This is a genomic window from Rubinisphaera margarita (assembly GCF_022267515.1).
Lineage (GTDB): Bacteria > Planctomycetota > Planctomycetia > Planctomycetales > Planctomycetaceae > Rubinisphaera > Rubinisphaera margarita.
Genome location: NZ_JAKFGB010000005.1, coordinates 294,257 through 313,689 on the forward strand (window position 1 = coordinate 294,257; position 19,433 = coordinate 313,689).

A 19,433-nucleotide genomic window follows, 5' to 3' on the forward strand; every position below is an offset into this window, starting at 1 on the left:
CAGGTCTGGTTTCGCATTCGGTCTAGAGTCCTCTGGAGTGGACGTAAATCAGCGCGGCGACCCACTTTCCCATTTCCGTTCTCAGGCGAGCGGGAGTGACGTCAATGTTGTCGATGGCGAAACGGACAGAGTCGAAATGACTCTGCCCGTCAGACTGGCATCACAGATGGGAGCGGTCGGAATTCATCTCACGGCTGTCATTTCCTGCTTCGGCCCGAAGAATTCAAAGTGGAGCTGGCTGTCGGCAACGCCCTGCTGCATCAGTCCGGCATACAGATTCGCCATGAACGCCTTCGGTCCACAGAAGTAGTATTCGGCATTGTCCGCTGCCACGGTTTCTCGAATGAACGGACCATCCAGTCGTCCGACACTCTGGCAGCGTCCGGCCTTCAGGTCGTCCTCGCGAGGCGTTTCATACCGCACGTGAAGATGCACGTTCAGAGACGTTGCTGCAATGTCGCGAAGTTCCTGTGCGAGCGCCTGACAGGCGCTGCTGCGGGCGGCAATAAACACATTGATCGGTGCGTCAACGTTTCGATGGCTCAGGCATTTGAGCATCGACATCAGCGGCGTGATCCCAATGCCTCCGGCGATCAGCACCAGGGGGCGTCCGTCTTCATGCTGAGGAGCGATGCAGAACTCTCCGCAGGGGGGGCCGATCTCCAGACTGTCACCCACATTGACATGATCATGCAGGTAGTTCGAAATTACACCGGGAGAGGTCTCCGGCACAGGACTCGGTTCTCGTTTCACGCTGATTCGGAAATAGTCGAGCCCCGGCCGATCCGACAGCGAATAATTCCGCGGCGAGGTCGGCGTGGTGGGATGGTCGATGCGAACGGTCAGGTACTGCCCTGCGCGAAAGTAGGGGAGCTCTCCTCCATCAGCTGGCTTCAGATAAAATGAAGTAACGATCTCACTTTCCGGGACCTTGTCGACGACAAGAAACTCGCGATAGCCATTCCACCCGCCGGGGCGTTCGGCCTGCTCGCGGTAGATTTCCAATTCTCGTTGAATGAAGATTTCGGCGAGGAAGCCATACGCTTCACCCCAGGCGGCAAGGACTTCATCCGTCGCCGCGTCGCCGAGCACATCTTTGATCGCCGCCAGGAGATTCTCGCCTACGATCGGATAATGTTCCGCCTGAATTCCGAGCGAGCAATGTTTCTGCGCGATCAATTCCACGGCTGGTCCGAGAGCCTGCAGGTTCTCGATATTCACTGCGTAAGCAATAATGGCTCCGGCAAGGGCTCGCTGTTGTGTACCAGCCTGCTGATGAGCCGGGTTAAAATAGGCTTTCACCTCCGGATTGGCGGTGAACATTCGCTGATAGAAGTGGCGGGTGATCGTTTCTGCATGTTCGGCAACGGCTGGAGCCGTCGCTTTGACGATCTCAATAGTCTGGGGAGTGAGCATCGATGGGCACCTTCTGGTATGGGGTCTGAAATCTGTGGGAGGAGGCTGGCTTCCCTCAGATAAACCAGTGGCTGGAATTATACACCAAATGGTGTATAATTCAATTCGAGTTCTGAGAGGATGTCGTCATGTTGTCAAAAACAGCGGAGTATGCACTGCGGGTGATGGCCGGTCTGGCTGCTGAAAACGAGCAGGCCAGGGGCGGAAATCAGATCGCCGAGCAGACGAAAGTCCCGCGTCGTTACCTGAATAAGGTTTTGAAAGATCTTGTTGATGCCGGGCTGGTGCATTCCCGGACCGGTCCGGGGGGCGGCTATTCGCTGGCGCAAGCGCCGGATTCGATCTCGATCCTTGACGTGGTGAATGCCGTTTCGCCGGTCGAACGAATCCGACATTGTCCGCTGGGACTGAAATCGCACACGAGTCTCTGTCCGCTGCATGCCGAACTCGACCGCGCTTACGCGGCGACCGAGGCGGCCTTTGCGGGGGTGACACTCGATCAGGTTCTGAAATCGGCCGGCAAGATCCAGCCATTGTGTGAAGTTGCCGACGACTGATTCTTTTTTTTACGACAACCGTACCCCGAGAGGAAGGATGCTCTGTTATGAGAAGCGCGCTCATCGCTCTGACAGGCTTGGCCATCGTCGTCACGTCTCACCCCGCCCGCTGCGAAACGCCTGAGGCCGCTTCGGTCGTTCGCGAGAATGTGGTTCAGGCCCGCCGCGAGGCGGAAGTTCTCCACGATACCATCCATGCCACGCTGCAGCTGGTGCATCACGCGTATTACCGGGAGGATGAAGGTTTGCCGATCCCGGCGGCGACGCTGAAGGACGTCTTCGAAGAAGTCGAGAAGCATCGGCAGGTGAAGCTCCGCTGGCTGGCGGTCGATGGGCAGGCGATGAATGTCGATCATCTTCCGGCCGACGAGTTCGAGACGCAGGCCGTCGAGAAGCTCTCCGCGGGAGAGGGGAGTCATGAGCAGACAGTCGACGGGATCTACCGGCGGGCAGCGGCCATCAAGCTGACCAATGTGTGCTTGAAGTGCCACCTTCCTGATCGCACCACGACGGAAGCCCGTACGGCGGGATTGATTGTGACCATTCCGATTGCGGAGTGATCAGCAGGGAGTCGAGAAAGGGGATTGCCTTCGCCTGCGGTCCCTTCTAGACTTCTCGCGGCCACACTGGCTCCGGACGAGACGCGCCGTACCCGGAAACGACAAGACGACGCTTCGTTACACTCTCGTTCTGGAGCGTTGTTATGAATGCGTGGCTGATTCTCTTACTGGCTGGACTGTTGGAAACGTGCTGGGTTGTCGGATTGAAATACACCGACGGGCTGACCCGGCTCTGGCCGAGCCTCTTCACGGCCATCGCGTTCACGGCCAGTCTGGTACTGTTGGCTCTGGCCGTTCGGCATCTTCCGATCGGCACGGCTTATCCGGTCTGGGTCGGTATCGGCACGCTCGGAGCCGTCATCTGGGGAGTCTGGCATTTTGATGAAGCTGTGACCTTCGCACGAATGGCCTTCCTAACGCTGCTGCTGGTCGCGATCATTGGACTGAAACTGTCCTCGACCACCTGAGCCGCATTTCCGGGAAACGCGTCATTCCGCGACCGTTCCCTGTTCCTCTTCCACGGCTTCGTTGACGACGTCATCCCAGAGCTTTGGCTGGGTCTCGGTGAGAATTTCGAGAATCGCCTGGCGATCGGTCGCCGACAGATACGCGAACTCTTCGCTCGTGTCCTGCCCGGTGAGGATTCGATGGAGCCGGGTGACAACATACTGCTTCGCTGGCGTGGGCAGACTCTTGAACCCGGCCGAGTCTACCAGATAGCTGCAGGGATACTTAAACATCCGCGTTTTCAGATCGAAGTCACGCAGCGAACGTCCCTGACTGTCGCGCGGCCCCTGTTGTTGGAACTCCCGGGTGAATTCCGAGGAACCCGACACCGGGGATGTGAGGGCGAACTCGTCTTTGAAGAGCATGTATTCGAGCAGTTTATCGCCAGCTGAAGCGATCCGCCGTCCTGTTGAATCGCTGACATAGTCGTTCTCCCGGCCCAGCGCCTCGTTCATGATGCCGTCGTGGTGGCGGGCCAGACGGGATTCCATCGAGACGAGCGTGAACATGTTCTGCATCTGCGTCTGATGTTCGAGCACCATGAGGGCGACGAGATCGCTATGCGGAGCCAGATAGGGATCGAGATCCACCAGAGTGGATAAATCGGTAACGTTCGCTCCCGCTTCCCGGTCAATCGCTTCCGGCTCCTGCCGACTCGGAGAAATTGCATTCCCCATGTGACGCATTTGCCCGTGAGATCCCGAGACGTAGTACCCGCCCCAGCGTTGATCAAACGGACTGCGATGATCGATGGTGAATGTTCCGGCTCCGAAATGAGGCTGTCCGTCTCCGGCCACAAACGCCGAACGAACCAGTCCGCCGGGCACTCCCTGGGTTCGGGAAGAAGCATGGCAGGTGAGGCATTGCCCCTGATCGCGGATGAACCGGGGCATTTCGAGCTGATCCTGATGCAGCACGTAAAAGACCGCTCCCAACTCGGGATCCATCGACATCACTTCGAGGACATCGCCGTCCTGAACCCAGCCGACGTAGACATCGTCGTTGAAATACAACGCTCGCGGCCGCTCCGGAGTAATCTTCCTCAGCTGAAAGCTGGTCTTCGAGTAGACCAGCACCTGGGATGATGCCGGGATCTTCAGTTCTTCCAGGACAGATTTCAGATAACCTTGTTCGTCGTCGAACTTCAGCGCGATGTTGCCCTGCTTGAGCCGCTCTTGAAGCTTTGCCACCGGATCGCGCGGCGTCGCGTCGGAGTAACTGATGGGTTCCCGGTCGAACTCGATCTGAGCCTGGGCGGTTGAAGTTGCACCGAGGAAAAGAACGCTTAACAGACCAACCAGGGCGATGAACGGAAGGCAACGCGATCGAATAAAGAGAAAGGCGAGCGACATGGCGGGACTCCGGAGGTCAGAGTATTCAGAGGAGGGACTTTATTCTTGCACGCGGGCCAGTTGCCGCCGCGTGGGAGCGACATCGGCCAGCGTCACACTGTTGAGGTATTCGAGCTGAATCCGTTCGGCTTCCGCCAGGATTCCCTTGAGTCGGCAAAAGGACTGGATGATGCAGACTTCATCGCGGGAAATGCAGTCGAGCAGATGCAGGTCTCCTTCAAACCTCTCGACCACCTCTCCCAGACGAATTTCTTCGGGAAGCGACGCCAGCTCGATTCCGCCGCCGATACCTCGAATACTGCGAACGTAACCGTAACGGGCCAGCAGATTCACGACCTTGGCGACATGATGGACCGAGATGCCGAACAACTCCGCGACATCGGCCACCTTCGCCCGTTCTGTGCGGGTCGCCAGATACATGAGCGTCCTCAACGCGAAGTCCGTCTGCATCGTAAATTGCATGGATTGACCTGCTGTTACTGAAAGATGTATGGTTGATGCATCTTTAAAAAATACTTTCACGGCCAGGTCCTGTCAACGTGCCGTTTTGTCGCAAGAGATCTGGAGAGTGTGGATACGGGAAGGCACCTGATGAGGGAATCGCACCTCGATGAGCATGATTCGGTGTTTGACTGGCTGCTCGACGTTCCTCGCTCCCAGTCGGTGTTCGAACGTCACGGCATCGACTGCTCCTGCGGAGGCAAGTCGCTGCGTTATGTCTGCGAACAGGCTGGCGTTGACTGGCGGATGATCGTGGCGGAAATCACTGCGTCGTCCGATCCGCCTTCCGCGTAGGCATTTGGTGCGAATCGACCGATCTGGAGGAATTCCTGAGGGAGAATCTCTGCAGAAAACTCCCCATATACAGAGGCGTTTTCCTCACTAGACTCGAAGGGAGAGCCCACTCCGAGCCGCCTTGAGACGTGATCAGCGGCGCGTCGGAGTTTCACCCGAGAACAGGGAGATTCCCATGGGTCTGAAGAGACGCTCCGCGGTCATCACCGCTATTACTGTGGCAGTGACGGCCGCCGGTCCATCCACATTTGCTCAACCGCCACTGAAGGGTGCGGAGAGCTTCATGCCGGTCGTCGTGCCCGATTTCGAGACGACCTTCAAAAAGGACAGCGAACAGAAAGCGAAGTTCGAGGAACGTCAACAGAGCCTGCTGCACGAACGATACATTCTTGAAGACAATCCTTCGGACGTCTGGATGTCCGGCAAACGAAAGAATGTGCAGCAGGGGATTCGCGTCAAACTCCCCGAGGGCGTCAGCTGGGACAAACTCGCCACCATGTCTCCCGACGAAATCCGCGAACAGGATCTTTTCCCGGCGGGCTTTCGGCCGCTGCCGCACTCGAAGCATGAGATCGGCGGGATGGTGTTTCCACCCGATCAGATCAAAACGATTCGGGAAGCCGAAGGGCGGAATCTCGAACGGTTCGATACCTCGTTCGATTATCCCGATCATCTAACGCCGGAGTTCCCGCCGCCGATCTTCCTGTCGACGCATCCTGAACTGGGTGACGTCTCGCAGGGCAAAGTTCTGACGATCAAGAACTTCTACGAAATCATGAATGGCAAACTGACTCCCGTGCAGCTCGAAGGTCTTCGTCTGCTGTTGACCCCATTCCCCCAGCAGCAGTTCAACATGACCGAAGACCGCAAGGTGAAGGAGCCCGAACTCGGCGTCACCTGTCTCGACTGTCACGTCAACGGGCACACCAATGCCACTTTCCATCTGAATCCCGATACGCGGCCGCAGACGCATCGCTTTCGGATCGATACCGTCAGCCTGCGGGGGATGTTCAACCAGCAGATCCACGGCTCCAAGCGGTCGCTGCGATCGGTTGAAGACTTCACCGAGTTCGAACAGCGGACCGCCTACTTTGACGGCGATCACGTGACGGCTGCCAAGAAGGGCGTGCACCTGCCCGATCGCGCCAGTCAGGTCGCGATGATGGCGCAGATGCAGAACATGTTCGACTTCCCGCCTGCTCCGAAGCTCGACCGCTTCGGCAAGCTGATTCCTGAGAAGGCCTCAGATCTCGAACTCAAGGGGCAGGAGCTGTTCTTCGGCAAGGCCCGCTGTGCGGAGTGTCATTCCGGTCCGTTCTACCTCGATCACCAGATGCACGACTTGAAGGCGGAACGCTTCTATGAGCCGAAGACAGTTAACGCCAAGTACGAAGCGGCTGAAGGACCGATCAAGACTTTCACCCTGCGAGGGATCAAAGATTCGCCCCCTTATCTGCACGACGGCCGTCTGCTCACGCTCGAAGATACAGTCGAGTTCTTCAACCTTGTAACCGGCGTAAACCTCACCGCGGAAGAGAAGAAAGCCCTCGTCGCCTTCATGCGCTGCCTGTAACCGAACGTGACTCGCAACAGCGTCTCCTCGTGGTGGCCGAGACTCCCGAGTTAGTTGGAAAGCGTAGATCGGGTGGCCCCGAAAGATTCTTTCGGGGCGGCGCAGCCGCAGGCGAAGTGGGATTTATTGCAGCGAGTTTTCTGCCACTCAACGACTGTCTCATTATCGAGACATGTCATAAAGACCTGGCGACGTAAGTTCCCTCGCCCCCGTGGGGGAGAGGGTTAGGGTGAGGGGGAATGCGGGTGACATGCTCCACGGGCCGTTGATTTTCATTTGTATGGAGTATCGCTGGTTGACCGCCCCCTCATCCGCCCTTCGGGCCTTCTGCTTCTGGCAGAGTTATCAAGCCGCTCCCCTGAAGGGGGCGAAGGGACCCATTCGCAGGCGGCCCCGATGGGACGTCTTCTACGCGTGATCGAGCAGGGCGAACAGTTCCCCGGAGAAGAACTGTTCGTCTTCGGCTGTGAACTCGCGGGGAGTCAACTCCATCGCTGGCGGAGTCGACCCGGCGGGCTGAACATCGGGAAGCGGGCTGTCGGTGTTCTTTGTCCATCGCTTCAGGCTGGAGAGCGGTAAGGCTTCGTCGGACGCAACCAGAGGGGCTGGCGGTGGGGTCGGCGCATAGGCCCGGGGGGCGGCGTTTTCGTACTTCCAGTCGACGGTCGAACTCCAGCGGGCGACCGACCGGTTGTCGAGTGTGCTGCCGTTCGACTCCGCGGACCACCAGTAGCCGGTCGAGGCGCGACCGAGAATATCGGCCAGGCCATCGCCGTTGGTGTCGCCAACGAGAACCGAGCCGGCGATCGGAGCAAAGCTCCACCGTCCGGCGCTTACGGCTCGGAATCGGTTCGCTTCGGCCAGTCCGGTCCACCAGACGCCGCTGCCCATCAGCGCAGCGATGTCGGTTTTCAGGTCCCCGTCGAAATCTCCCACGACCGTTGCCTGCAGACCGGTGCTGAACTTCCACTGACCCCAGTTCTCGGTCACGAATGCAGTGCCTGTCGACAGGCCAACGGTCCAGTCGCGGAAATCGCCTGAGCCGAGCAGCCCGATGACATCCGCCATGCCGTTGCCGTCGAAGTCGCCGACCATGAATTCATCGGCACCCGAAGACAGATCCCAGGTGGCCCACTTCGTGCTGATGAATCGATCGTTCGTCGACAGCGCGAGCCGCCAGTCGCCGGTGGGAGTCAGAATCGCCAGATCGGCTCCATCGACGCCGTCGAAGTTCCCGACAAGCACGGTTTCAATCGCGAAGTAGTCAGACAGCGTGGCCCATCGGCCGGCGGAGACGAACGAACTTCCCGTCGAGCGGCCGACCCACCAGTTCCCCTGATCGCTCCCGGTCGACTTGAACAGGCCGACCAGGTCATCGCGGCCGTCGTTGTCGAAGTCACCAACGTGGACTTCCTTCACATCGTCGGTCCGCCAGGTGGTCCACAATTCGTAGGTGAACGACTTGTCCGGCTGCGCCAGTCCGACACGCCAGTCTCCGTTCGGCAACCAGCCGGCGATATCTTCGAGCCCGTCTCCGTTGAAGTCGCCATAAAGGACCTGAAGCAGATCGGTTGTCGGCCAGCGGGCCCAGTGGCTCGTTGTGTACTCGCCGTCGCTGCCAGCCGTAGAAACCCACCAGTTGCCGTTGTTGTAGCCAATGATCGACGATGTCGATTCCGGGACGGGCGGCACATCGGGAACAGGAAGGAGAACGATATCGTTGCCATCCCCGCCCACATAGGTGATCGTGAACTCTTCGCCCCCCACGGTCACAGGGGTTCCTTCAGGGAGACCGGTGAAGTTTCCGAGGATTGCATCGGTTCCATCGTTGTCGAACAGGAGATGGCTGCTCTCGCCAGTCGGCGTGAACTGCGTATCGTCGAGCGTGAGTGTGCTTCCAGTCAGAGAGAGCGTGCCACTGACGAGCATCGGATCGAACTCGGTGGTCGATCTCGTGCTGGCGAGCCGCAGCGTAATGTTCGCCCCATTGGTAAACGATACTCCCTGCGCGGCCTGCAGAGCGATCGAATCGACCAGACCGACGAGACTCGAATTGTCGAACAGAATCCCGGAACCGGCCGCGTTGCCGATTCCGGTCAGAGTGATGGCCGCCAGTGAGATCGACTCCAGAGACGCTCCATTCTGCACCACGAGGCCATGACTGCTGCCGCTGTCGCCCCCCGTCCCGGAGATGGTGATCGCACCGTTGATCGACGAAACCGCCCCGCCGTCAATCAGCACTCCGGTCGACTCTCCGGTAGCCGTCCCGGCGGCATTCCCGCTGATGGTCAGTGCTCCGTGGACCGTCGAAAGGCTGCCGCTGCTGGCGATGGTGGCAGACGTCACGGCGTCGACAGAAATCGATCCCGAGCCTGGCGTTGTCACTCCGGCACCAACAACGATCGTATCACCCGACAGCAGGATCGCTCCGCCATAGTCGTGTTCCACCGCGTCATCGATTCGCAACTCCCCAGCAGCAGCGATTGTGAATGCCGCCGGATTGCTGAAGTACGAACGGATCCCCGTCAGAGCGGGAACGGAATCAGCGGTTCCGATCGCGCCGACGGTCATGTTGTCGGCGTGTCGCAGATTGATTACCCCGTTGCCGGTCGAAGCGGCAACGATCGTCGCAGCGTCCCCAACGGGCGTGGCCAGGTCCAGAAACGAGCTGGCTCCGACGGTCGTTCTCGCCTGAGCGGAAATCGCTCCGGCAATAATGTCTGTCGCAGTGTCTCCGGAACCATCGACAATCGCACCTTCTGAGAGCAGACGCACAACACCGCCGGCGGACGTGGAGATCAGACCGTTAAGCGTCAGCGGACTCCCTGAAGCGAAGTTTCGCAGACTCACCCGTCCCGCGATTCCGCCCGCACCGGCATCTGCGGTGATGTCGTTGGCGGCGATCTCTCCTCCCGTGGCCCCGGGGCCGACGTTACGAATGAAGATGTGGCCACCGTCGCTTGCCGTGCCCGCACCCGTCGTATGAATCGCACCGCTGAGCAGGATCGTCCCGTCGGCGAAGATATCAACCGCCCCGGAAGCCTCTCCCGCGACCCCGGCCGTCGTTGTGATCGAACCAGCCGATGTCGAACTGATCTGGCTTTCGCTGTGAAGTGTGACGTCGCCGCCCAGAGTCGCGATACCAGCTTCGATCGTGATTGTTCCGCCCGTCTCGACGGTCAGGTTTCCTCCGCCGGTCGAGAGGATGTTCGTCGTAAACGAAACGCTGTCCTTCTGGCCGGCAATGTTATCTCCCAGAATCGAGACGTCAGCCGCGAAAGTGGAGTCGAGGCCGGAGACGATCACCGTATCCGCCCCGCTGCCAGTGGTGGTGTTGACCGTGAGGCTGGCGGTCGGATTGCTGAATGTGACCGCGTTGCCGGGCGTGGAATCAAGCAGCGATTCTCCATCGGCGACATCGGCATCGTCGCTGAGGGAAATACTCTCGGCTGGTCTGTTGAACCAGAAGGTCCGATTCTGCACCGACACCCGATCGCTTATCGGCTCGATGCCGTCGTAGGTGACAACAGCTCCGTCGTAGCTGATCTGCCCATCGGTCGTATTCAGGAAGGTCTGGACAACATTCGTGTACGACCCGCCGGAAACATTCAGGGAATCACCAGTCGCGGTGGTTTGGGAGCCGCCGTGCAGATCAATCGCCACGGAGGGAGCAAACAGATCGACGGTATCATCCCCGGCATCGCCCCAGATCTCCGGATTCGTCCCGGCTGCTGCCGCGTTGAGGGTCAGTTCGTCATCGCCGGCATTGCCATGAATGGCGAGAACAAGAGCCACGATGTTCTGCACGAGAACCGTATCGGCATCGTCTCCCCCCGAGATGCTCAGCCCGGAGTTTACTCCCGCTCCGGTGTTGAGCACTTCGAACTGATCGCTTCCCGCTTCCCCGTTGAGGAAGAGCAGGGCATTGCTGCCCGAGGTCGTCAGCAGAAACTCATCGGCTCCTCCACCAGCGTTGACGGTCAGAACAGAATCATCGCCGGTGGTCGTGATGTCGATAACGTCGGCAGCCCCGCCGGCCGTGATCTCCGTTGCGGTTCCATTGGAAAGGGACGCGACATTGATTGTGCTCGCCGTCGTCGAACTCGTCTCGACCGCGAGTTGCTCGAACGTCTGGAAGGCGATCATCCCCCAGCCCGTCCGGGTCGTGGTCGTTGAAGAGAGATCGTACGTCGATTCGGAAACAGACGCCGCATCGAGAATCAGCAACTGATCTCCGACTGTGGTACTGACCGTCGCCATGCTTCCGCGCGCTGTGATGCTGGCAGACGTTGTAGCGATTCCATTCGTATCGCCAGCGACATCGACGTCGCCGAAGATCCGACTCAGTCGAACGGTGTCGTTATCGGCTCCGCCGCTGATCTCTGTATTCGTTCCCGCCGAGGTTTCCAGGAAGGTGATCGAATCGAGCCCGCTTCCCGTACTCAGGTCAAACACCAGAGCATCGAGGGTTGTCACGTTGACCGTATCGGCGTCAGGCCCACTGTCGATCTGCAGTCCGCTGCTGACGCCTGACCCAGTTCCGGCGATCGAAATCTGGTCTTCACCAGCGGCGGAATTCAGGAACGTGAGTGAGTTCGCTCCTGTCGTCGTGATATCGATCGAATTCCCCGCTTCGGCGGAGTTGATTGTGAAGACGGAACCCTCTCCAGTGGTCTGCACATCGATATCATCGGCTGCCGATCCGGTCGTGACTTCAACAGCTGTTGAGGCGGCGGTCGACTGGATATCAATGTCACTGGCCGCGGTCGCGCTCGCTTCGAGCTGGATCTGTTCGAGCGTGTCGTACGTCAGCGTTCCCCAGTCGGTCCGGGTGAAGGTGCTCGCCGTCAACGTGTAGGTCTCCGCAGTCGTGGAGCCGGAATCGAGGATGCTCAGTCGATCTCCGCTCGGCAGATTCAGGGCGGCATCAACGCCCCGGGCGGAAATCATATAATTGTCGGCCAGCATCGAGTTGTTGCCGCCATGCAGGCTGATATCAACAGTCGGCGCCATCAGCGTGAACACGTCGTCTCCGTCGCCGCCATCGAGCTCGGGGTTCGTGTCGGTTGCGGTGCCGAGAAGGGAAATCGCATCATTCCCGCCATCGCCATTCAGATGAAGAACACGGGCGCTTAAATGTTGCACGGCGAGCGTGTCGCCTTCCGATCCGCCCTGAATCTGCAGGCCAGAGCTCAAGCCCGAGCCAGTGCCGGTCACCTGAATGAGATCGGCTCCAGCCTGTCCGTTCAGGAAGAGCAATGCGTCGGTTCCGGTTGTGACGACATCGATCATGTCAGCCCCTTCACCGGAGTTGACTGTGACGACCGAATCGGCTGCGGTCGTCGCAATGTCGATATCGTCGCTGTCGGTGCCCGTCGTCAAACTGAACGTGAGAGCCGAGAGAGCAGAGGTCAGTTCGACGCTGCTGGCGTCGGTGAAGCTCGTTGTCAGATGCAATCCCTCGATGCCGCTGGTGGCGATCGTTCCGCCGCCGGTGCGTACGACTGTGCCGCCGCTCAATGCGTAATCTGCTCCGGCTGTCGCAGAGTCGAGGATATTCACGACGTCGCCGATCGTCTGGTTACGGACAATCGTCGTCCCACGAGCAGAGACCTGAAACGGTGTCGTCGCAGCGGTATGGCTGCCGCCCGCGATGTCGATCGAAGTGGTGGACGAGGTGATGTTGAACGTGTCATCTCCGTCGCCGCCGCTCAGTTCCGGATGCGACGTCGCGGCGGAGGCGGTGAGCGTGATGACATCAGCTCCGGCGTCTCCGGCGACATTCAGCACATGCCCGTCGAACTGCTGCACGGTGATGGTGTCGGTATCGGTTCCTCCCGAAATCTGCAATCCGTTCTGATTGCCTGAACCGGTGCCGGTCACGTCGATTGTGTCCTCACCCTCTTCGCCATTGAGATAGAGTAGTGAGGCGTCGGCCGTCGTTGTGACATTGAACTGATCATTGCCCATCCCGGCATCGATCGTCAGGACGGAGGCCAGGCCCATGTCGACGACGTTGATGATGTCCGCTTCGTTCCCGGCAATCACGGTCGCGGTCGAACTGGCGGACAGCGAGTTGATGTTGATCGTGCTCGATTTCGTCTGGCTCGTTTCCAGTCGAAGCTGTTCCGTCTGGTTGTAGGTAATCGATCCCCACGAATCGCGGGTGAGTGTCGTGCTGCCCAGAGTGTAAGTCGCTTCGTCGGTGGAAGTCGCATCGAGAACGGTGAGTTGATCCCCATCGATCTGATCGAACTGCAACATCGTGTCCCGGGCGGAGATCTGATGAGACGTGGTTGCAGTGCCGTTCGATCCTCCGTCGACGTTGAGAGCGCCGAGAATGCTCGCGAGCGTAAACGTGTCGTCCCCGTCGTTTCCGTTTAGTTCTGTGTGCGAACCGGCCGCCGTTTGCGAGACTGTTATCGAATCGTGATCATTGCCTCCGCTGACGAACAGGGCGTGTCCGTCGAAGTTGTCGATGCGGATGATGTCGTTGCCCGCATCGCCGTTGATGGAGAGGCCGGTCATCATCCCGGCTCCCGTGTCCTGCACCGTAATCTGATCCGCTGCCGCGCCGCCGTTGAGGAAGACCATCGAATTCGCGGCTGTGTCGGCGACATCAATCGTATTCGTGCCTCCACCTGAGTTGATGGTCAACGCGGTGTTCATCGCCAGAGCCGTGACGTCGATATCGTCTTCCGCCGAGCCGGTCGTCACCGTCACGGCGAGACTGGTCGGAACGAGAGTGAGATCGACATCGGCTGCAGTCGTCGCTCCGGTTTCAACGAACAGCCGTTCGAGCGAAGTGAAGGCGATCGTTCCCCAGCCGGTTCGCGTGAAGGTTTCGCCATCGAGCGTGTAGGTCTCTTCGGTCGAGGTGGTCGACTCGATGATGTTGAGTCGATCCCCGTCGGACAGGGTCAGAGAAGCGGTCTGGCTGCGGACAGTGATCGAGTAGTCCGTCGTCGCCGATGAGTGGGTTCCGCCATCGATATCAATCGAAACGGGAGCTTCGTTGATGTTGAAGGTGTCGTCTCCTTCGCCACCATGGAGTTCCGGATTCGTGCCGAGCGAAAGTGTCCCCAGCGTGATCGTATCGTCGCCTGCATCTCCCTGAATCAGAAGGGTGAGGGCATCGAGATTCTGCACGTCGATCGTGTCGACATCGACCCCGCCGGAGATGTGCACGCCGGAGTTCGCGTCCGCGCCGGTGTCAAGAACGGTGATCGCATCCAGCCCCGCACCACCGTTCAGAAAGAGGAGCGAACTGGTTCCGGAGGTCGTGACATTGATGGTGTCGTCTTCGTCGCCTGCGTTGACGATCACAACAGAGCCATCCGCGGTGGCCGCGATATCGATCTGATCGGCTGCCGTCCCGGTCGTGATCGTGAAAACGCCAACATCAACTGCAGCGGTCACATCGACAATCCCGGCTGCCGTCCCGCTCGTCTGCAGCGTCATCGTTTCCACAGTGTCAAAGCTGATTGTTCCCCCGCTGTCGCGGACGACGGTGGAACCGGCGACGGTGTAAGTCGTCGCGGCCGAGGCATCGCCATCGAGAATGTTGAGGGTGTCGCCGACTTCAGGAGTCAACGTGGCAGTTGCAGAGCGAGCCGTGATCGAGAAGCTGTCGGTTGTTGAGAGCTGCCCGTTGCCGCGAATGCGAATCGACGCCGTGTCTGAGGTCACGTTGAAGATGTCATTGCCATCTCCGCCCAGAAAATCGGGAGCGGAATCAACTGCCGCGGCCAGCAGCGAGATCTGATCGTTCCCGCCATCCCCGGATATCAGCAAAGGCAGGCCGGCGAAGTTCTGCACTTCGATCTCGTCGTTGTCCGCCCCGCCAGAAATCTGCAGACCGCTGGTCGCACCGGCTCCGGAGTCGACGACGGTGATCGCATCGTCTCCGTCCTCTCCATGCAGCCAGGTCAACGAGGAACTGTGCGTGCTGTGCACCTGAAGCGTATCGGCATCGGCTCCCGCGAGAACGACCAGGACACTGTCCGCGCCTGTGGTCGTGACGTCGATCGTGTCGGCGGCTGCTCCTGCAACGATTGTCGTGACGACGCTGGCGGCTGTGTTCGAAATGTCGATATCACTCGACTCGGTTCCGCTTGTCTGCAATTCGAGCCGCTCGATCGTGTTGTAGTCGATCGTCCCGGCTCCCGACCGTGTCACCGTCGTCGGGGTGAGTGTGTAGGTCGACATCGAAGCGTGACCGGCATCAAGAATATTCAGCAGGTCTCCGTCAGTCATCGAGAGCGAAGCCGTGCCCCCGGTGGCGACAATGTCATAGTTCGTCGCGGTGGTTTCGTGGTCCTCACCCGAGATGGTCAGACTTCCTGAAACGAGCCCCACATTGAAAATGTCATCCCCGGTGCCGCCGAGGAACTCAGTGTGTGAACCGGCAGCCGTTGCGGTGATCTCCAGAGTGTCATCGCCGCCATCGCCGTCGACGTGCAAGGTGAATCCATCGAAGTTCTGGACCGTCAACTGGTCCGCATCGTCGCCGCCTAAAATTTGCAGACCGTTGGAAGAGCCCGTTCCGGTGTCGAGGACCGTCACTGCATCTTCGCCCGCTTCGCCATTCAGAAAGACGAGGGAGGTGTCTGCGGTCGTGACCACATCGATGGTGTCGTTCCCGCCGCCGGCATTGACGGTAAAGATTGCGTTCTCGGCTGTGGTGCTGATGTCGATGTCGTCGCTCTCGGAACCGGTGTTGATCCAGGTAGAGAGCCCAGCTGTAATCGAAGTGACGGCAACATTGGTGGTCGCGGTGTCGCTCGTGTCGAGATGGAACTGTTCCAGGGTGTCGAACGTAATCGCATCCCATCCACTGCGGTTGATTGCCGTGCTGGTGAGTGTAAAGGTCTCTTCAGTTGTCGTGGTCGAATCGTCGATGTTGAGGCGATCGCCGAGGGTCCAGTCGAGAGAAGCGTTCTGGCCGCGGGCGGCTACGGTCGCCGATGTCATCTGGGTGAGATTCGCGCCGCCATGGATATCAACCGGAGAAGCGGCCTGCTCAAGATTGAAGGTGTCGTTGCCGTTCCCGCCGAAAAGTTCCGTGTCGCTGCTGATAGAGAGTGTGCCGAGTGAGATCTGATCGTCACCATCTCCTCCCTCGACTCGCAGGGCAGCGGCATTCAGACTCTCGATGTTGATGGTATCACCGCCGCCACTACCGAGAATCTGCACGCCGGAACTGGCTCCCGATCCCGTGTCGGAGATCGTGATCATGTCCTGCGCCGCTCCGCCGTCAATAAAGAGCAGGGAATCGTCGCCCGTGTTGACGACATGGATGGTATCCGCGGAACCACGCGAGTTGACCTGCGTGACGGAGCCAGCGCCTGAATCGGAGATCGTGATCGAGTCGGCGTTTGAACCCGTTGTCAGCGAAAAGAATCCGGCATCGACTGCGGCGGTCACATTAACTTCGCTCATTGCGGTCGAGCTGGTTTCCAGATTCAGGGATTCAATGCCTGTGTAAGAAAGGATGCCCCCGCCCGTGCGTTGAACTTGCGAACCTGTGATCGTGTAGAAGCTCGATGCGGTCTCATCCGTGTCGAGGATGTGAAGCGTGTCCCCGATCAAAGGGTCGCGTGTCGCAGTCGTTACCCGGGCGCTGATGGAATGGCTGGTCATGGTCGACAGTTCGCCATTCCCCTGGACATCAATTGAAGCCGTGTCGGAAGTGACTTTGAAAACGTCGTTGCCGTCTCCGCCGCGAAGTTCCGGCGTGGCGTCCATTGCGGCTGCCAGCAGAGTGATCTGGTCGTCTCCGGTGTCTCCCTCAATCAGCAGCGGGCTGCCGGCGAAGTTCTGGACCTGAATGATGTCGATCTCGCTGCCACCGGAGATCTGCAGTCCGTTTGCGGCTCCGCTTCCCGTATCGACCACAGTGATCGTGTCGCTCCCCGATTCGCCCGACAGAAAGACCAGCGAGGTATCGTCGGTCGTGGCAACGTCGATCACATCATCTCCGCCCCCGGCGTTGACCGTGAGTACGGAGTTCGCAGCCGTGGTCGTGACATCGATGTAATCGACCCTGTCGCCGGCGTTGACCGTCGCGGCCAGCCCGGCGGCCAGATTGTCGATCTCGATGGTGTTCCCAGACAGGGTGCTGGTGTTCACAACGAGCCGTTCGAGCCCGTCGAAACTGACCGAGCCACCCCAGTTGGTGCGGGAGACCGAAGTGCCGTTGATGGTATAGGTTTGGCCGCCGAATGAAGCGGCGCCGAGAATGTTGAGCACATCGCCGTCGGGTCGTGACGAAGTCAGCGTCGTTCCGCCGGCCGTGATTGAGTAATCGGTCACATTGATCGGATCGGTCAAATGGCCGTTACCGTCGACGGAGATGGGCAGGCCGAGCGATCCACTTGAGTAGTCGAGGTCGAATGTGTCGTTGCCATCCAGACCATTGAGCGAGAGGGAGTCGGTAATCGAAGCGAGCTGGCGGAAGATCTCGACCGAATTCAGTTCGACAACGAGTTCTGTCCCGTCGCGATAAACGTCAAACGTATCGTCATTCGCGGTCCCGTCGAGATTGGGATTGGGATCGGAAAGGTGCGTCAGGACGACGTCGTTGCCGTCGCCCCCATCGTAGTCAATCTGGTAGATATAGTCGTCGAGGACCAGCTGATCGCCGTCGTTCAGATTCAGGAACGTGCCGGTGACGGGGTTCACGCCCTGGTTATCGATGATGGTGAACGTCTTCAGGTAAGACGGCGTGTAGGCGGCCAGCCGGGTCGTGTCGAGCTGTGCGTTGTTGAGAGTCACGTCTCCCGCGACGACGATCTGATCGTAACCGGTGCCGGGATCATCTCCTTCGAGTTCGATTTCGACCGTGTCGCCGCTGTCCAACACCAGGTTTCCTGTAACAACCAGTTGTCCGGGAGAACCGCCCGGGGCGATGACGCCGTTCAGAGTCACCGTCTGTCCGCTTGAGGTCACATTGCCAGCGTTCGTTCCGGCTGCCGTGGTGATCGATCCGGTTCGCGCCGTCAGGGTGACAGCGACATCGGAATCGGACGTCAGAATCTCACCGAGAGCGATCGAGCCTCCCACGAGGGAAACCGAATCGGCAAACGTAGCCGAGGTGATCTCAACGGCTCCTGTGCCGGCGGTTGCATCGCCGATCAGAATCGATGAGAAGCCGTTCGCAAGATTCGCGAGCTCCGCGGCGTCGAGATTCAGGGTGCCGGTCGCGCTCTCGCCGATGCCGATCGACGAAGTGGGATCGTTTGGCACGATCTGAAGAGAGCCCGTTCCAGAAAGTCCGGCGTTGACAGCCAGAGTGGAGGTCTTCAGCGTGGTGGCCCCAGAGAGGGAGCTCGCGGTGGTCGCGAAGCTGATGGAGTCGTCGCCGGTCTGAAGATCGATCGTCAAATCACTGCTGAGACTGATCCCGGAAACGGTCATCGCATCGTCAGTTCCCGCTCTGCCACGGATTGTCAGCCCGGTCATCGGCTCGGCGAATGTCGTGTCCGTCAACTGGCCACCCGCGAGAGTCAGGTTGCTGGCACCGCCGTCGACGAGGAAGACTCCGGGGTTATTGACCTCCGGCAACAGAAACTCGTGGGTATCAGTTTGCAGCTGATTGTGGATGCCTTCCGTTCCGGAATAGCTGATCGTTTGCGGGAGAAAGCCCCCCGTTAGTGCCAGACTGCCCGACGTCGCATCCCCAAAGTCGTGCGTCGAACTGGTGAACGAGCCGCCGGTCAGGGTCAGTTGATCCCCAATCGGGCTGAACTCAACCCCGCCGTCGTACTGGGTGAATCGATCAAAGTCTCCGCCGGAGTAATCGAGGGTGACCCGGTCGTCGAGTTCCCCGGTGTCGATCAGGATCGAACCGCTAAAGGAACTGAGCGCGACCAGGACGTCATTGCCATCGCTGAACGTGCCTGGCCCCGGCGCAACGAAGTTGTCTGGATCACTGATCCGAAGATGCGGAGTGCCGGGCACAAATGTGGTGTCGATGACCAGCGTGAGATTGTCGGCCGTCGGGCCGCCAAACTCGTCGATGTGGAGGTCCTGATTATTGATGGCCACCGAAGCGAGCAGGGTGCGGTCTTCCAGCGTCTGACTGCGGCGGTCGACGCCACGGAGCCGCTGTTGCGCGATGATTCTCCTGTGAGAACGGGGCTTCAAATGCGAAGAGACAAGTGTCTCCAGCCAGTGACGGAGGAACATCGAAACGTCCTTGGACAGCAACTTCCGTTTCCGCGGGGCGTACTCCAGCCCCGATCTGTCAACAAAGTGCAGCGCATCGGACAGCCAGAGGAAAACGCATGCGGCAAGCAGCTCGCAGCAGCAGTGGGCCCGCTGTCAGATGCCATTTACACTACCGGGTCGGGATAACGCGGAACAACCCCCAACCCGCTGATTCTGGGCGAACTGCGGCAGGACCGGTATGGACCTGCTGCCAATCCACAGATATAACGCGGGTAGGACGTCACACTTTCAGGAGCCGGAACTTCGTCTCATGGGTCGCTCGCTCACAGCAATAATGACAATGCTCTCCCTGGTGCTGCACGCACTTCTGGGATGCTGTGCCCATCACGCCCACGCGGCCGAATGCGGTTGTGCGGTTCCCGCCCAGCAGGAGCAGCAAACCTGTCAACACGCCCATTCTGGACAATGCGCACATCACGAACAACCGGAACCGGAATCTTCC

At 59.4% G+C, this 19,433-nt stretch carries 9 protein-coding genes and 1 riboswitch; of the genes, 5 read left to right on the forward strand and 4 right to left on the reverse strand.

Annotated features, from left to right (window positions below):
- Positions 1-183 precede the first annotated feature (183 nt).
- Complete coding sequence (hmpA, locus tag L1A08_RS02165) at positions 184-1,416, reverse strand: NO-inducible flavohemoprotein (protein ID WP_238753686.1); 1,233 nt, start codon at positions 1,414-1,416, stop codon at positions 184-186.
- A gap of 128 nt (positions 1,417-1,544) precedes the next feature.
- On the opposite strand from hmpA, the gene L1A08_RS02170 reads away from it, so the two are divergent.
- The 3 genes from L1A08_RS02170 (at position 1,545) to L1A08_RS02180 (ending at position 3,000) form a co-directional block, all read left to right on the forward strand.
- Positions 1,545-1,973, forward strand: a complete 429-nt coding sequence (locus L1A08_RS02170) for an Rrf2 family transcriptional regulator (RefSeq protein ID WP_238753688.1) — start codon at positions 1,545-1,547, stop codon at positions 1,971-1,973.
- Between the two features lie 47 nt (positions 1,974-2,020).
- On the forward strand, positions 2,021-2,533 hold the full coding sequence (locus L1A08_RS02175; protein ID WP_238753690.1) for a c-type heme family protein: 513 nt from the start codon (positions 2,021-2,023) through the stop codon (positions 2,531-2,533).
- A gap of 55 nt (positions 2,534-2,588) precedes the next feature.
- A riboswitch (guanidine-III (ykkC-III) riboswitch) is annotated at positions 2,589-2,649 on the forward strand.
- Between the two features lie 27 nt (positions 2,650-2,676).
- Positions 2,677-3,000 carry a DMT family transporter gene (locus L1A08_RS02180; protein WP_238753692.1) on the forward strand — a complete coding sequence of 108 codons (324 nt, stop codon included), beginning with the start codon at positions 2,677-2,679 and terminating at the stop codon, positions 2,998-3,000.
- Positions 3,001-3,021: 21 nt separating this feature from the next.
- On the opposite strand, the gene L1A08_RS02185 is transcribed toward L1A08_RS02180, so the two are convergent.
- Both L1A08_RS02185 and L1A08_RS02190 read right to left on the reverse strand, forming a co-directional pair.
- Positions 3,022-4,392 carry a hypothetical protein gene (locus L1A08_RS02185; protein ID WP_238753694.1) on the reverse strand — a complete coding sequence of 457 codons (1,371 nt, stop codon included), beginning with the start codon at positions 4,390-4,392 and terminating at the stop codon, positions 3,022-3,024.
- 39 nt (positions 4,393-4,431) lie between these two features.
- Positions 4,432-4,854 (reverse strand): RrF2 family transcriptional regulator, encoded by a 423-nt coding sequence (locus tag L1A08_RS02190; protein WP_238753696.1) that lies wholly within the window; start codon positions 4,852-4,854, stop codon positions 4,432-4,434.
- A 129-nt stretch (positions 4,855-4,983) separates the two neighbouring features.
- Here L1A08_RS02190 and L1A08_RS02195 point away from each other — a divergent pair, with 129 nt between their 5' ends.
- Entirely contained in the window at positions 4,984-5,187 is a 204-nt protein-coding gene (locus L1A08_RS02195; protein WP_238753698.1) for a DUF542 domain-containing protein, read from the forward strand.
- Between the two features lie 175 nt (positions 5,188-5,362).
- The gene (locus L1A08_RS02200; protein ID WP_238753700.1) at positions 5,363-6,760 is read left to right on the forward strand and encodes a cytochrome B6; all 1,398 of its coding nucleotides are present in this window, start codon (positions 5,363-5,365) and stop codon (positions 6,758-6,760) included.
- Between the two features lie 408 nt (positions 6,761-7,168).
- Here the strand turns inward: L1A08_RS02200 and L1A08_RS02205 are convergent, their stop codons facing one another.
- Entirely contained in the window at positions 7,169-18,949 is an 11,781-nt protein-coding gene (locus L1A08_RS02205; RefSeq protein ID WP_238753702.1) for an FG-GAP repeat domain-containing protein, read from the reverse strand.
- Positions 18,950-19,433 lie beyond the last annotated feature (484 nt).